The following is a 15,772-nucleotide window of genomic DNA, read 5'->3' as shown; positions in this document are numbered from 1 at the left end:
AAAGACCTCCTTCTACGATTTCGACCCCAATTGTTCAATCCGTTCATACAAATCCACAAACTCGGCAGCCATGTCGCGAATGGTAATGGCGTTCATCAAATGATCCTGCGCATGCACCATCATTACGGACATTGTCGTTTTCTCCCCTTCCGCTTCCTTGCGGATTAATCCGGTCTGGATTTTGTGGGAAGATACCAGCTCCGTCTTGGCAGCTGCCAATGCCTCTCTTGCTTCAGCAAATTTGCCGGCCTTGGCCAGCTCAATGGCTTCCATCGCCGAGCTGCGGGCATTGCCTGCGAACAAAATGATCTGAAACACGATTTCAGTATCATCCAGCATCTCTTCACCAACGGAATGGTTTGTTTCTTTTTCACTCACTTTAATGTTTCCCCCTTCAGAGCAGCCCTGATTTAACTGAACAGTACTCAGGTCATGCCAGTCTCTTCATTAGTAGTTCCTGTTAGCAACCTTTCCTATAGCTGTTGGCTGCAAATTCATTATAAATTGCAACAGGTTTCGACTTAAGCCATGTTTTTTCCGCTTTATAACGGAAATATATTATTTTCAGCCATATACAAAAAAGAGGAACCCCCCTCTTCATAGAATCGGGATATTCCTCTTAAGCATTCTGATCAATGGAGTGCAGCTCACACGTGCTCATGAAGCACTCGTACAAATTCCGAATAGCTTTTACACTTAATAAGCTGCTGAACCAAATTCTCGTTATTCAATATCGTAAGCAAAATATTGTACATGCTCTGCACATCCTCCGTTTTACTGCGCTGCATGCACAGCATGCATACAAACTGCACCGGCTTGCCTTCCCAATCTATGGGCTTTTGCAGCGTGCAAATGGCCCAGAAGGTCGAATCCGCAAATGGCTCCATGGGATGGGGAATGGCCACAAAATTGCCGAACGATGTGGGAGACATCGCTTCGCGCTCCAGCACAGATTCCAGAAACGGGCCTTGGACAAGACCCGCTTCCAGAATCCTGTCTGCTACAAACGCCAGCACTTCCTCCTTGCTGTCCATTTTCTGCTGCAGGAAAACGAGCTTCTTCCGCACATAATGGATAGCGGGCACTCCCGTTTCCGAGATCGCCTGTTCAATCTTGTCGATATCTCCGCCGCCAAGAAACGTATTGACATGGATGATCGGCACCGGCAGCGTTTCGTCGGAAATGGGGATCGTGCTGATTACAAAATCCAGTGTATCCAAGGGCATCTGCTTGAGCTTGTAAAATTCCGTCGTACCAACAATGTCCAGCTTGGAGCCAAATTCCGATTGCAGCTTGTAGTAGAGCAATTTGGCGCTCCCCCGGCCTGATGCGCATACGATCAGGCATCTTTTGGGGGTGTTCTTCATTTTCTTTCGCTCGATGGCCGCACCGATATGGATAGCAAGGTAGCCGATCTCATTTTCTTCAATCTCGAAGCCAAGCCGCTGCCTGATCGTTTCACCGGCTAATATACCTGCCTCAAAGGCAAGCGGATAATTGGCTTTGATCTCATCCAGCATCGGATTGCGCAAATTCATGCCATACTTGAAACGGTTAATGACCGGCTTAAGATGCAGGCAAAAGGCAACAAGCAGCTCCTTGTCATGGCGTATGCCCAGCTGCATCCGTTTTTCTATATTATCCAGGATTTCAACGGTCAGGTCGTATATTTCCCCGTCAATCATGCCTTTAATTTCAGTATCGTCCATATTGGCTGCTGCAACGGTTCTTACCCCAAGCAAATGTACCGCTATATAGGCAACTTCAGCGAAAGGAAAGGAATGATTCATCTTGCGCTCAAGGCTGGACACAATCTCAGCCGCGACGCCAAACTCCTTCTGCCCCTCAATTTTCTTCATTTCCTGCGGATAAAAAGAGACGTACCTTTTATCCCGTATCCGTTTGCACGCTATCGCGATATGAATGACGAGATTGTTGAGGGCAATATCCGACAATGTAATATCGTTGGCCTCAATGCGTTCAAGAATCACCTCTCTGATCAGGGCCATTTCTTCATCAGAAAGAATGGATGGCGAGTACGCACTCTCGGCGGCATCATCCACGCGCCTAAAAATATAATCAGACATGCAATACCGCAGCTGCGTCTCACTGCCCTTGATTTTAACACCGTAATGGGGACGGTTCTCCAGCGTCAAGCCGTAATGCTTTAATATTCGCCGCACTTCCCTGATGTCGTTTTGTATCGTTGAACGGCTTACAAACAAAAGGTCGGCCAGGTCATCAAGCTTGAAGTATTCCTCCGTCAGCAGCAGTTTCCTGATCAGGAATCGATGCCTGCTCTCGGATGATCCGCTGATCTGCTGCGGCGTGGCTGCTTCATTTTCTTTCAACTGCTTCAGCAAGTGCCGGAACCGCTGCTCATCATGGATTTCAAGCTGATAGCCTGCTCCCTTAAGCGACTTGATCGTAGCTCCGTGTGTGGACAATAATGCGGACAATTCCTTCAGATCCGTCCGAATGGTGCGTGATGACACATTCAACAGCTTGGCAAGGTACTCACTGCTGACAAGTTGTTCTGAAATCAATATGTGAAGAATATGGAAAACCCGCAACACGAAACTCCTTTCCATGTCAGTCTATGGCAATCTCCCCATTAAAAAAAGAAATGCCCTGCAAGTAGAAAACTACTTGGGGACATTTCTGCTCATTCATGCTAGTCGTTGTTGTTGCGGGAACGGTTGCGTAAAAAAGTCGGTATATCGAGCTGATCACCGCTTGTCTGATTGCCAAAAGGACGCAGATTCGGCGAACGTGTCTCGGAAGGCTCCGGATTGCTGGCTGCCGGTTTGCGGGCAGGTGCTGGCGCTACCGCTTTGCCTTCAAATCCGGTGGCAATTACAGTTACCTTGATCTCTTCCTTCATCTCTTCATCGATGATGGCTCCAAAGATCATGTTCACTTCCGGATCAGAAGCCGATGTTACGATTTCAGCCGCCTCATTGACTTCATAGAGGGAAAGATTGGATCCGCCGGTAATGTTCATAATGACACCGCGGGCGCCTTCGATGGAAGTCTCAAGCAGCGGGCTCATAATCGCCTTGCGCGCCGCTTCAGCCGCCCGGTTCTCGCCTGTCGCGTACCCGATACCCATCAGCGCGGAGCCACGCTCCGTCATGATCGTTTTCACATCCGCGAAGTCGAGGTTAATCAGCCCTGGTACGGCGATCAAGTCGGAAATGCCCTGTACGGCCTGACGCAGCACGTTGTCCGCTTCACGGAACGCTTCGAGCATCGGTGTTTTCTTGTCCACAATTTCAAGCAAGCGGTCATTCGGGATGACAATCAGCGTGTCAACCTTTTCCTTCAATCCCTCAATGCCCTGCTCCGCGTGGCTTGAACGTTTGCGCCCTTCGAATGTAAACGGACGTGTAACCACACCTACCGTAAGAGCGCCGCATTCCTTGGCAATTTCGGCGATCACAGGAGCAGCTCCTGTACCTGTACCCCCACCCATGCCGGCGGTCACAAACACCATGTCCGCCCCTTTAAGGGTGTTCATGATCAGATCACGGGATTCCTCTGCAGCCTTCTTCCCTACATCAGGGTTGGCGCCCGCACCAAGACCTCTGGTCAACTTATCGCCAATCTGGAGCTTGTGCTCGGACTTGGCAAGATGCAGAGCCTGGGCGTCCGTGTTGACCGTGATAAATTCAACCCCCTGAACGCCGTTCTCAATCATTCGGTTTACAGCGTTGCTTCCGCCGCCGCCTACCCCGATTACTTTTATTTGAGCCAAACTCTCCATTTCAAAATCAAATTCCAACATACTATTCCAACTCCCCCTCAATGTGCATGGATGGCCCGTCCATGATAGGCATAATTAGCTTTCAACCGTTATATAAACTCGCTGAACATATTCTTCAGGCGTTCGATCAATCCCGGTTTCTGCTCACTTTCCGGAGCGGGGCTGCTGCTTTTCGTGCGGTTGGCCGGCTTTTTCACATTGCTGCTGCTTCCGCTGGCGCTACGCAAACGGTAACTGCGGATCGCGTTATGCAATATGCCGACGCCGCTGGTGTAACCGGGATCCCTTACGCCGATAAAATCAGGCACGGCGATCCGGACCGATGCAGCAAGCTCGTGCTGAGCCACCTCGAGAACTCCAGGCATAGCCACGGTGCCTCCGGTAAGTATATAACCCCCGGGGAGACCCGTGTAACCAAGACGCTTAACCTCAGCCTGAACAAGCTGAAAGATTTCCTGCACTCTCGGCTCGATAATAGCAGCCAAATCCTGCTGGTTGAACTCCTTGTCCACATTGCTGCCGATGCGTGTCACCTTAAATAAAACATCGGCTGCCGCATCATTATACCATGCGCATCCGTATTTAAGCTTGACTTTTTCAGCTTGATCCGTCAGCGTTCTGAGGCCGTAGGCAATGTCATTGGTTACATACTCGCCGCCAATGGGCAGTGTCGAGGTAGCGACGATGCTGCCTTCCTCAAACACCGCTATCGTTGTAGAACCCGCTCCGATATCCACAAGCACGGAACCCATCGTTTTCTCATCCTTGGATAAAGAAAGCTGTCCGGCACCGAGGGGAAGAAGCACCAGGTCCTTAATCCGCAGACCGCTTTTTTCCACACACCGGAGCAGGTTATGTATTGGCGTTTTGGCTCCGGTAACAATGGTTGCTTCCACCTCAAGCCGGACTCCGATCATCCCGCGCGGATCCTGAATTCCTTCCAGTCCGTCGACCACATATTGCTTGGCCACCACATCAATAATTTCTCTTTCCGGCGGTACAGCGATAACTTCAGCTGCCTTCAGCACTCGTTCGATATCCTCTTCACCGATCTCGCGGTCTTCGTTCGATACGGCCACAACTCCGTGGCTCGTCTGCAAGCCGATATGATTGCCAGTAATTCCGACATACACTTCGGATATTTGAATACCGACCATACGCTCGGCATGATCCACGGCGTTCCGGATCGATTGTACGGTCTGATCGATATCTACGATTGCACCCTTTCGAATACCTTCCGAGTCGGCAGTTCCAACCCCAATAATATTAAAGGTTCCATTATTCATCTCCCCGATAATGGCACGAACTTTGGACGTACCGATGTCCAAACTAACAATGATGTCATTGCCGCTCAATTCTGTGGCACCTCCCAACTCCAATATAATTTCGTTCATAAACACGCACTGTGTAAACTAATTCAACACGTTAATATTTATCCCTCTTTTTTCTACAAATTTTTTATGTTCCAACTTCTGGATAGCCAATAAAAATTTGAAGAAAAAAGAAGGAGCGCGATGCATTGTACATAAAATGTATTTTAGCATTTTTCCAGTTCACTGAGTAGTGTCATTTTCCACTGAACCGCCCTCTTCCTCGGGCTTGAAGGCCACATAGGTGTCAGCTTCAAACATGCTGACCAGTCCCGGCTGCTCCGTCTCCAAAACCTGATTGAGGTAACTGATTTTTTCGGACAGCAGTGAAACCGAGGTCAGCACCTCGAACTGGGAGCGCGTATACATCCTGATCCGGTCCGGAAAAGATGGTGTCGGGTCAGGAATGATCTCTGAAATGTCGGCTGTCCACTCACCAGGGATATTCGACAAAATCTTACAAAGCTTGGCTTTGTACGGATCATCGGGCTTCCAGTTTGTTAAAATGGGCTTCTCCACGGCAATGCCGCTGCTGGAAACTCCCACGCTTGTCCCGTTGGACAAAATGGCTATCAGATTGCCATCCGTACCTACCTCATAGGCAACTGTATCATATTCCTTAATATTAATGCTAACAATGCCTGGAAACTGCTTGTCCACAGTGACGGATTCAATCGATTTGATTTCTTTCAGCCGCTTCTTGACTTCCTCCGGGCTGGCCCCGAAAAATTGACCTCCGACGTGAAGGCCGCTTTGCTTCAGAAGCTCCTCCTGCGACGTGAACAGGCTGCCCTTGAAGTTGATTTCCGTAATCCTGCTAAGGGAGGAGCGAAAGAATAATACGGCAAGCAGTACAATGAACAGGAGAACGAGAATCCATATAATTTTACGGCTTGTCTTCATTTTAGGTCTTGTTTCCCGAAGAACAGGAATTTTGGCTTGTGGCATCATTTCTCTCCAATAAATGCCTCCCGTCCCCTCGAATGAGGAGGGGACGCTGCAGGCGTTTAATTTGCAAAATCAAGCTGTTCCGGTACCGGGGACTGCCGGTGCATCCGGGCGCCGAGGTGCTGAAAAAGGCGTTCGATCCGGTCGTAGCCCCTGTCGATATGATGAACCTGCTCCACCGTTGTCCGTCCCTTGGCTGCCAGTCCGGCTATAACCAGCGCGGCTCCCGCCCGCAGATCCGTGGCTTCAACCGATGCGCCGTACAGTCGGGGAACGCCCCGGATAAATGCCACATTCATATCTACGGAAATGTCGGCCCCCATAACGTTCAGCTCATCGACATGCTTGAACCTGCTCTCAAAAACGGTCTCTTTCATAATGCTGAATCCGTCCGCCAAAGACAGCAGCACCATGACCTGGGACTGTAAATCCGTCGGGAAGGACGGGTACGGCGACGTAACGATCCGGTCCACCGCCTTGGGGCGGGTCATGCAGCTTACGTTCATTATATCATTGGAAGCGCTGATTTGAACACCGGCACGGCGGAGCACATGAATCAGCGATGACAAATGGGACGGACAGCAGCGGGAGAGCGTGACACTGCCGCGTGTGGCGGCGGCGGCAATCATTACCGTTCCTGCCACGATCCGGTCAGGGATGACTTCATAGCTGCAAGGGAATAGACGATTCACACCGGTAATGGTTATGGTATCGGTCCCCGCCCCTATTATGGATGCGCCCATCGCATTGAGAAAATTTTGCAAATCCTGAATTTCCGGCTCGCGGGCAGCGTTGATGATTGTGGTCCTGCCTTCAGCCAGCACGGCGGCCATCATAATGTTCTCGGTGGCCCCCACGCTCGGAAAATCCAGATGGATATCCGTTCCGGTCAGCTTGCGGGCCCTGCACGTCATTTTATCATGTTGCTCTTCAATCTCGGCACCCAACGCCTTCAATCCCTCAAGGTGCATATCGATCTTCCGTTCTCCGATGGCACAGCCGCCCGGCTGGTAGACCGTCACCTCTCCGCAGCGTCCGAGCAGCGGTCCCATCAGAAAAACGGATGACCGCATTTGTTTCATCAGATCTTCCGGTATATCCGTTGAAAGCAAGTTCGACGAATCGACAGTCACGGTATCCTGCTCGTGTCGTGTGCTGCAGCCCAGCCCCTCCAGAATGCCGAGCATCACCTTGATGTCAAGCAGATGAGGCACGTTGCGAATCTGAACTTCCCCATTCGCGAGCAGGCTTGCCGCAAGTATGGGCAAGGCCGCGTTTTTCGCTCCATGGATCGGTATGGTGCCAGACAGGGGATTCCCGCCTTCAATCACCAATTTATCCAATGTATCACCTCCGAGTTTACCGCTCACCCACCAGGAAAACCTCCGGAACGAGCTGAATGCCGGATTGAGATGATAAAGTGCTCTGAATATGCTGCATCAGGGTAAGCACGTCCTCTGCTGTGGCTTGCCCGGTGTCTCCAGTACAACCTCAGCGGACTGGAATATTTTCGACACATCAGACCCATGTGCGCCGGCGTTCATGAATGCGGCTCCGCCCACCGTCCCTGGAATGCCTCCCGCGAATTCCAGACCGGACAGTCCCTGCTTGCCTGCCAGAACGCTTGGTTTGACTAAGGACAGCCCGGCTCCCCCGATCGCGGTTTCGTCCTTGAACCGGACATAGTCAAACCCTTCACCAAGCTTCACAACGATCCCGCGGATACCCTTGTCTGTAACAAGCATATTGGATCCCCTGCCAGGCTGTATTCAGGGCACTTCATGCTCACGGACAAAGCATATCAGCTACTGCCTTACAGTAGACATAAACTATCAGTTAATATATCGTCACTGAACGCAAATGCCATTAATAATACGGCAGCCGATACGAATAACACCGAATTATCTCCGCCAAGCGGTCGTTGTGCCAGAACACCGGCTCCCCGAGTGATGGTCTAAAGATACGGTATCTTATGTCAGGATGACCCCGAAGGTGACAATCGCCCATGGACTGCTGCTTTATCTGCTGCCGGCCAATCTCCTGATCTCACGAAGGAATACCTCCGCCGAATCAGGCTTTCCGAGACGGGCCGAAGCAGCCGACATGCTTTCTCTTATTTCGGCATCTTTCATGATTTGCGAAATAGAATTAAAGAGGGTCTGTCCGCTCAGGCTCTTCTCCAGAATCATGACGGCCGCCCCTGCCTGCTCCAGCGTTCTGGCATTGGCCTCCTGATGGTTGTTGGTCACATTCGGTGACGGAATCAACACGGAAGGGATGCCGAGAGAAGTGATCTCCGCCAGGAAAGACGCCCCCGCTCTGTTCACGATCAAGGAAGTGCATGCAAGCACTTCAGGCATATTGTGCACATAAGGAAGCACATGAAGGCTGTCCGGCAGCGAGCCGACCTTTGCCCGTATCTCATCGACCGTGCTGTCGAAATAGCCTTCCCCGGTAACATATACAAAATGGACGCCCGGCAGGGATGAAAGTTGCGGTGCCATTTCAATCATCGCCTGATTGATCGCTTTGGCACCCCTGCTTCCCCCCACTACCAGGACGATGGCACTATCCTTCGGAAGTCCCAGACTTGCAAACCCGCGGCTGCGGTCGGCCTTCCGCACTGTCGTCGCCCGGGGATTGCCTGTGTAGAGGACATTGCGCGCTTTGGGAAACTTGGTCTCGGACCCCTCAAAGCTGACGGCAACCGTATCGGCATAACGGCTCAGAAAGGTGTTCGTCAATCCGGGAATGGCATTTTGTTCATGAATAATGGTCGGGATTCCGAGCCTGGAAGCGGCATAAACTACAGGACCGCAAACATATCCGCCCGTTCCGACCACTACATCGGGTTTAAATTGCTTAAGCAAGGCTTTCGAGGTGCGCACACCCTGCAGAAAACGAATAACTGTCTTTATGTTTTCGAGAGAGAGACTCCGCCGAAAGCCGGTAATGTCAATGGATTCAAACGGAAGTTTCTCCTGCGGGACCAGCTTGCTTTCCAGTCCCCTCTTGCCTCCGATATATAAAAATGCGGCGTCCGGGTCTTCCGCCTCACACTGCCGGGCGACGGCGACAGCCGGATAGATATGTCCGCCTGTCCCGCCCCCGCTTAATACGACGCGCATAGGGTTCACCTCGCAAAACGTGATAAATTCAATAAAATGCCGAGAGCTGTCAGCATCAGGGTGAGTGAAGAGCCCCCGTAGCTGATCAATGGCAGCGTGATGCCCGTCACAGGCATCAGACCGATGACCACTCCGATATTAATGACAACCTGAACGGCTACCATGCCTACGATGCCGACGGCAAGCAGGCTTCCAAAGGTATCCGGGATGGTCAGCGCCGTTCGCATCCCGCGCCAGACAAGAATAAAAAACAGCAGGATTACAGTAAGACCGCCAATAAATCCAAGCTCCTCGGCCAAAATGGAAAAAATGAAATCGGTTTGCGGTTCGGGCACGTAGCTGTATTTCTGCCGGCTCATGCCGAGCCCGAGCCCGGCCAAACCGCCGGGACCGATGGCATATAAGGACTGAATAATCTGGTAACCTGCTCCCAGCGGATCCGACCAGGGATCCAGGAAAGCGGTAATGCGCTTCAGCCGGTATGGAGCCGCCGCCACCAGCGCAGCAAAACCAGCTATTCCGCCAAGGCCCAAAAATCCCAGATGCTTCAGGCTGGCTCCGGCGGTAAAAATAATAATCATGGACGCGCCCATCATTACGGTGCCTGTCCCGAGATCCGGCTGCAGCATAATGATCCCGAAGGCCAATCCGGCGAGTCCCAGCGGCGGCAGCAGCCCGTGCAGAAACGATTTGATCGGATAGCCCGGACGGCTGAGCCAGCTGGCCAGAAAAAGGATCATGCCAAGCTTCATAAATTCGGAAGGCTGTATGCCGAAGGAACCGATGCCCAGCCAGCTGCGGGCGCCGCCACGGACAACGCCGATGCCCGGAATCAGCACCGCAACCAGCATCACAAAGCAGATCAGCAGCAGTGGCTTGGCGTATTTCCGCCAAACCCGGTAGTCTATCGAGGCCGTGAACCACATGGCCGCAAGCCCCAGACCGGCGAAAAGCAGCTGTCTTTTCACAAAATAATAAGAATCCCCATATTCGCGGAACGCAAGCACGGCTCCGGCGCTGTACACCATCACGATGCCGATGGCCAGCAAGCCTATAATGCAGGCGAAAAGCCATAAATCCGGAGACGGAGGACGAGACTGTTTCATGGAGGAGGCCACCCCTTGCACCGAAGTAGGGGCTTATCCACCCCCCTACTTCAATTTATGCACCGCCTCTTTAAAAATGCGTCCACGCTCTTCATAGGATTTGAACATGTCCCAGCTCGCGCAGGCCGGAGAGAGAAGCACGACATCTCCGGACTCGGCAAGGGCTGCAGACTTGCTCACGGCTGCGATCAGCGCGGCGGCGGCGTCCTCACCATTATCGACGAGCTCGATCTGTTCTATGCCGGCCAGCCGTGCGGCCTCCGCCAGCTTTGCTTTCGTTTGCCCGAGCAAAACAACCGCTTTGACGCGGCCCCTCAGCGCGGGAACAAGCTCCAGATAGTCTGAGCCCCTGTCCAGTCCGCCGGCAATCAGCACGACAGGCTGCTTAAAGGAGGACAGGGACATCTGGGTCGCCTTGGCATTGGTTGCTTTGGAGTTGTTATAGTAGGACACTCCTTCATGCTCGGCGACAAATTCCAGCCGGTGCTCCACTCCCCTGAATTGGGCGAGAGGTCCGGCCAGCGCTGTAAGCTGCGCTCCCGCCGCGATCGCAATGGCGCAGGCGGCAAGCGCATTGCCCACATTAAACCGCCCCGGGATGCCCAGCTCCACAACCGGCAGAATCGGATGAATGACCCCGCTGCCATCGCGGTACACGATGTCGCGCCGGATATCATCCTCCACCTCCGGCACATATGGAGGATCAGCATACACACCCTCCTGCAGCCGTTCAGTCAAGGAAAAAGGCAGCACCTTGCCCTTCATGTAAGGAACCAGCCCGCGGCACACCGGATCATCCCAGTTCAGGACTGCCGTGTCCTCCGGCCGCTGGTTGGCAAACAGCTTAGCTTTGGAGGATATGTAGTCTTCCATGTTGCCATGGTAATCCAGATGAGTCTCCGCGATATTGAGCAGACAGGCCACAGCAGGACGGAAGTCATGCGTGCCCTTCAACTGAAAGCTGCTCAGCTCTACGACCATCCAGTTGTCCTGCTTCGCCTCTGCAGCCGCCTCGCAGAGCGGTGTCCCGATATTGCCGGCCACAATCGGCTTCATGCCCGCAGCCTCCAGCATCCTGCCGACCCAGGTAGTCGTGGTCGTTTTTCCGTTGGAGCCGGTAATGCCGATGATCGGCGCTTCACAGATATGATAAGCGACCTCCACCTCCGTCACGACCTCAATGCCAAGCTCCAGCGCTCTTTGCACCGGTTGGGCCGTATAGGGAATCCCCGGGTTTTTGACCAGCAGCTTGACACCAGGATGGATCAGGTCGTCCGGATGCCCTCCGCATAAAACGGAAATTCCCAAAGCCTCCAGTTCGGAAGCTTCGGGACATTGTTCCCTCTCTTTTTGATCATTTGCCGTTACGACAGCGCCCGCTCTGTGCAGCACCTTCGCCACCTGGACTCCGCTTTTGGCCAGCCCGAGCACGACGACTTCAAGGCCCTTATAAGTATCCGGATGCTTCATTTTCTACAACCCCTTGCTCAGATAAAGTCCAAGTCCTGCGAGAAGCAGCCCTGCTGCCCAAAATGTGATGACGACCCGCCATTCCGACCAGCCCGACAGCTCAAAATGATGATGAATGGGGCTCATCTTGAACACACGCTTGCCGCGTGTCTTGAACGACGTGACCTGAATGACGACCGAAAGCATTTCGATGACAAACACGCCGCCGATGATGAGAAACAGCAGTTCACTCTTCGTTACGATGGCGATTGCGCCGATCGCCCCGCCGATGCCAAGCGAGCCGGTGTCACCCATGAATACTTTGGCGGGATGGGCGTTGTACACGAGAAAGCCGAGCACCGCGCCGATCATGGCAGCGGCACAGACCGCCGCCGGCAGGGACGCCTGGATGGCGATGATGGCATAAGCGCCGAAGGCAATGGCGCTCGTACCGGACAAAAGCCCGTCCAGTCCGTCCGTGAAGTTTACTGCATTGCTGATCGCCAGCATCATAATCACGATAAATGGATAATAAAACCAGCCGGTCCAATCGAAAGACCAGGAGGTCCCCGGAATACCGATAGCCGTACTATGGTCATTCTGTATAAGCAGCCAGCACATGATGCCTGCAAAGAAGAGCTGTCCAAACAGCTTCTGACGCGGCGTCAGGCCAAGGGAGCGCTTGAACACGATTTTGATGTAATCATCCAGAAAACCGATCAGCCCAAAGCCGAGCGTAGCCACAAGCAGGACATAGAAATCCGTGTTTTTAATGGCCGAAAACTTTAAATACGTAAGCGTAAAAGCAAGCAGAATGACGACCCCGCCCATGGTGGGCGTGCCCGTTTTCTTCAAATGGCTCTGGGGTCCGTCGTCTCTGACCTGCTGGCCGAATTTCATCCGGCGCAGCAACGGAATCAACAAGGGAGCAGCGATCACCGCCAGTATGAATGATACCCCGATCGTAAGCAGCAGCAATTGAATATCCATGGTAATCCCCCTTTCCTCCTTATCCGTTCTGCAGCGGATAGTCCCGCAGCGCATCCACAACAGTTTCCAGTTTCATGCCGCGTGAAGCTTTGAAGAGCACAATATCCTCGGAATGCAGCGCTTCGCGCAGCGCCGCAGCCAGTTCGTCTTTGTCGGAATAAGCATGCACGCTCTCATGCGCCATGTTCTCCCGTGCCCCCTCAGCAATATGAGAGCCAAGCGGTCCGTAGGTGAACAGCAGCTCCACCCCGGCCGATGCGGCATACAAGCCGATCTCCCGGTGATACTGCTCCTCAAGCGGTCCCAGCTCCAGCATGTCTCCCAGCACAGCGACTTTACGATTTTTCTTGTTATAACCTGCAAGCGTATCAATCGCAGCCTTCATGGAAAGGGGGCTGGCATTATACGTGTCATTAAGCAGGGTAAGGCCGCTCCCGCAGGAGATCACCTCAATGCGCATGCCGGTGAGCTTCAGCTCGGCCAGCCCCTGCCGCATCTGATCGACGCCAACGCCGAAATGCCGCGCCACGGCCATTGCCGCCAGGCAATTTACTACGTTGTGGCGGCCCAGCAGCGGCAGATTGAACGCCTCCTGGCCGCCCATTTTGGAAGTGAAGATAATACCCCGGTCATGTGTCGTCATACCTGTCAGGTAATCGTCGTTATCCTGCAGCAGCCCGAAGGTAAAGATGTGCATCTCCTCCGGCCGCTCTGTCTCAGGCTCGGACATCACCGCGGGGAGCAGCGGTTCATCCCCATTGCAGATCAGCAGCCCTCCCCGCTTGAGGCCGCTGATGATTTCCAGCTTGGCACGGGCAATCTCCTCCCTGGAGCCAAGCTGCAGCAGATGAGCCTCGCCAATGTTGGTGATCACCGCCACATCCGGCTCTGCGATCCGGGACAGCAGGCGTATTTCCTCTCTTCCGCTCATGCCCATCTCCAGAATCACGATCTGCGTATCCTCCGGCATGGACAGCACCGTCAGCGGAAGACCGATATGATTATTATAATTCCCCTGCGTTTTGTGCACTTTGAATGTTGTGGACAGAAGTGCATTCACGATATCCTTTGTTGTGGTTTTGCCGTTGCTGCCTGTAATTCCGACAACGGAAGCCTGTGATTCCTTCAGATATGCTGCCGCGAGCTGCTGCAACGCCTTCAGGGTGTCCTCCACCACAATGGCGGGCCCGGCAGGAGGCGCTCCATGATCCTGCTGCCAGAAAAATGCGGCGGCCCCTTCGGCAAGACAGCTGTCCACAAAGGCATGGCCGTCAAAGCGCTCTCCGGTAATGGGAACGAACAACCCTCCCTTGAGCGGGCTTCTTGAATCCGTAAAGACCCCTGTTATTTTTTTCTCTGCCTCGTCAGAGCCGGCCAGCGTTCCGCCGCTCATGGAGGCTATTTGCGCCAACGTTCTATTAATCACTTGTTCATGCCCCTTATCGCTTCTTTGGCAACGATGCGGTCATCAAATTCAAGCACCGTTTTGCCGACCAGTTGGTAGGTCTCATGGCCTTTGCCCGCAATCAATACTACATCGTCAGGGCTTGCCATTTCAATAGCTTTGACAATAGCCGCGCGCCGGTCCACGATCAGCTCGTACCGTTTCCGGTCCACCGCATCCTCAATCAGCCCTTTTTCGATATCCAGCAGAATTTGCTCAGGGTCCTCGGTGCGGGGGTTGTCTGAAGTTACCAGGACCCGGTCACTGTATTTGGCGGCGATTTTGCCCATCAGCGGACGCTTGGTTTTATCCCTGTCGCCGCCGCAGCCAAATACGCAAATGACCCTGCCCTGCGCGAATTCCTTCACCGTACGCAGCACGTTCTCAAGTCCGTCAGGCGTATGCGCATAATCCACAATCACCGCAAACGGCTGCCCGGCATCTACAGGCTCGACGCGCCCGCTTACTCCTGTAACGGATTCGAGACTGCGCTTGACCGCTTCCAGCGGCACATCCTCAAGCAGAGCAGCCGCGATGGCCGCCAGGGCGTTGTACACGTTGAATTTTCCAACCATGCGCAGCTTAATGTCTGCCGATCCCCTGAAGGTATGCACATGGAAGGAGGTTCCTCCCGCACTTATGGAGATATCCGTAGCGCGTACATCCGCATCCTTGCCCAGCCCGTATGTAATCACCTCCGCCGCAGTCATTGACCTGAAATAGGTGGATGCCGGGTCGTCCGCATTCAGCACCGCATACTTGTGATCCTCTCTGCCTGCCCCGTAGCTGTTGCCCAGTCTTGAAAAAAGCAGGCCTTTAGCCGCCCGGTACTCATCCATCGTATCATGATAATCGAGATGGTCCTGTGTCAGGTTCGTGAAGACAGCGGTCCGAAAGTCGGTTCCCTTCACTCTGCCCTGCTGCAGGGCGTGTGACGAAACCTCCATCACGCAGCACTGCACGCCACGGTCAACCATATCACCGAGCGCTCTCTGCAGTTCGACCGCTTCCGGCGTCGTTCCGGAAGTCGGGAAGGTTGTACCGTCATAGCGCATCTGAATGGTTCCGATCAGCCCCGTCTTTGTCCCTGACTCATTCAGGATATGCTCGATCAGATGGGTGGTTGTCGTTTTTCCGTTCGTGCCTGTTACGCCGATCATATTAAGCCGCCTGCTTGGCGCTCCGAAAAAGGCATCAGACAGCACGGCCATCGCATAACGGGCATCCTTGACGAGCAGCTGGGGAACGTCTGTATCCAGCTCGCGTTCCACGACAAGCGCGGCTGCTCCCGCATTCACCGCCTGCGCTGCATAATCATGACCGTCCACGGTAAAGCCGGGCAGGCACAGGAACAAGTCCCCTGCCCGGACTTTCCGGGAATCGGCCTGAATGCCCGTGCATTCAACGCTGCCGTCTCCGATGATCCGTGAAGTGATAAGCAGTGCTGCAAGTTGTTGAAGCTGCATAAAAATTCTCCCTTTCGAAACATGTCTGCTATAAATGCGTGTTCAAAAAGTCAGGTTTTCAGCACCGAAGCCTATGCTTCCGAAGTGCGTTTTTTCAAAACGCTG

General features: G+C 53.3%; 13 protein-coding genes and 1 pseudogene. All 14 read right to left on the bottom strand.

Going from position 1 to position 15,772, the window contains the following annotated elements; genetic code table 11:
- Nucleotides 1–12 precede the first annotated feature (12 nt).
- The 14 genes and pseudogenes from ACE5KN_RS21630 to ACE5KN_RS21565 all read right to left on the bottom strand — a co-directional run bounded on the left by ACE5KN_RS21630 (nucleotide 13) and on the right by ACE5KN_RS21565 (nucleotide 15,667).
- On the bottom strand, nucleotides 13–339 hold the full coding sequence (locus ACE5KN_RS21630; protein ID WP_355322801.1) for a PTS lactose/cellobiose transporter subunit IIA: 327 nt from the start codon (nucleotides 337–339) through the stop codon (nucleotides 13–15).
- Between the two features lie 308 nt (nucleotides 340–647).
- Nucleotides 648–2,573 (bottom strand): BglG family transcription antiterminator, encoded by a 1,926-nt coding sequence (locus ACE5KN_RS21625; RefSeq protein ID WP_375524037.1) that lies wholly within the window; start codon nucleotides 2,571–2,573, stop codon nucleotides 648–650.
- Between the two features lie 101 nt (nucleotides 2,574–2,674).
- Complete coding sequence (gene ftsZ / locus ACE5KN_RS21620; RefSeq protein ID WP_375524036.1) at nucleotides 2,675–3,787, bottom strand: cell division protein FtsZ; 1,113 nt, start codon at nucleotides 3,785–3,787, stop codon at nucleotides 2,675–2,677.
- A gap of 68 nt (nucleotides 3,788–3,855) precedes the next feature.
- Complete coding sequence (gene ftsA, locus ACE5KN_RS21615) at nucleotides 3,856–5,121, bottom strand: cell division protein FtsA (protein WP_375524035.1); 1,266 nt, start codon at nucleotides 5,119–5,121, stop codon at nucleotides 3,856–3,858.
- 198 nt (nucleotides 5,122–5,319) lie between these two features.
- On the bottom strand, nucleotides 5,320–6,084 hold the full coding sequence (locus tag ACE5KN_RS21610; RefSeq protein WP_375524034.1) for a cell division protein FtsQ/DivIB: 765 nt from the start codon (nucleotides 6,082–6,084) through the stop codon (nucleotides 5,320–5,322).
- A gap of 59 nt (nucleotides 6,085–6,143) precedes the next feature.
- Nucleotides 6,144–7,427 carry a UDP-N-acetylglucosamine 1-carboxyvinyltransferase gene (gene murA / locus ACE5KN_RS21605; RefSeq protein WP_511215704.1) on the bottom strand — a complete coding sequence of 428 codons (1,284 nt, stop codon included), beginning with the start codon at nucleotides 7,425–7,427 and terminating at the stop codon, nucleotides 6,144–6,146.
- Nucleotides 7,428–7,443: 16 nt separating this feature from the next.
- Nucleotides 7,444–7,524, bottom strand: coding sequence for a hypothetical protein (locus ACE5KN_RS21600; protein ID WP_375524214.1), 81 nt, complete (start codon nucleotides 7,522–7,524; stop codon nucleotides 7,444–7,446).
- Between the two features lie 35 nt (nucleotides 7,525–7,559).
- A pseudogene (locus ACE5KN_RS21595) lies at nucleotides 7,560–7,853 on the bottom strand (FAD-binding protein); the annotation flags it as partial.
- A gap of 249 nt (nucleotides 7,854–8,102) precedes the next feature.
- Nucleotides 8,103–9,212 carry an undecaprenyldiphospho-muramoylpentapeptide beta-N-acetylglucosaminyltransferase gene (gene murG / locus ACE5KN_RS21590; protein WP_375524032.1) on the bottom strand — a complete coding sequence of 370 codons (1,110 nt, stop codon included), beginning with the start codon at nucleotides 9,210–9,212 and terminating at the stop codon, nucleotides 8,103–8,105.
- A 5-nt stretch (nucleotides 9,213–9,217) separates the two neighbouring features.
- Nucleotides 9,218–10,318, bottom strand: coding sequence for a stage V sporulation protein E (spoVE, locus tag ACE5KN_RS21585; RefSeq protein ID WP_375524031.1), 1,101 nt, complete (start codon nucleotides 10,316–10,318; stop codon nucleotides 9,218–9,220).
- 45 nt (nucleotides 10,319–10,363) lie between these two features.
- On the bottom strand, nucleotides 10,364–11,788 hold the full coding sequence (gene murD / locus ACE5KN_RS21580) for a UDP-N-acetylmuramoyl-L-alanine--D-glutamate ligase (protein WP_375524030.1): 1,425 nt from the start codon (nucleotides 11,786–11,788) through the stop codon (nucleotides 10,364–10,366).
- Nucleotides 11,789–11,791: 3 nt separating this feature from the next.
- Complete coding sequence (gene mraY / locus ACE5KN_RS21575) at nucleotides 11,792–12,757, bottom strand: phospho-N-acetylmuramoyl-pentapeptide-transferase (protein ID WP_355322668.1); 966 nt, start codon at nucleotides 12,755–12,757, stop codon at nucleotides 11,792–11,794.
- Nucleotides 12,758–12,776: 19 nt separating this feature from the next.
- Entirely contained in the window at nucleotides 12,777–14,180 is a 1,404-nt protein-coding gene (locus ACE5KN_RS21570; protein WP_375524213.1) for a UDP-N-acetylmuramoyl-tripeptide--D-alanyl-D-alanine ligase, read from the bottom strand.
- Entirely contained in the window at nucleotides 14,180–15,667 is a 1,488-nt protein-coding gene (locus ACE5KN_RS21565) for a UDP-N-acetylmuramoyl-L-alanyl-D-glutamate--2,6-diaminopimelate ligase (RefSeq protein WP_375524029.1), read from the bottom strand. Before ACE5KN_RS21565 ends, ACE5KN_RS21570 begins: the two co-directional genes overlap by 1 nt.
- Nucleotides 15,668–15,772 lie beyond the last annotated feature (105 nt).

Source organism: Paenibacillus terreus (assembly GCF_042138595.1).
GTDB lineage: Bacteria > Bacillota > Bacilli > Paenibacillales > Paenibacillaceae > Paenibacillus > Paenibacillus terreus.
Note: the sequence above shows the minus strand (reverse complement) of the source record. Positions and strands in the feature narration are given on the sequence as shown.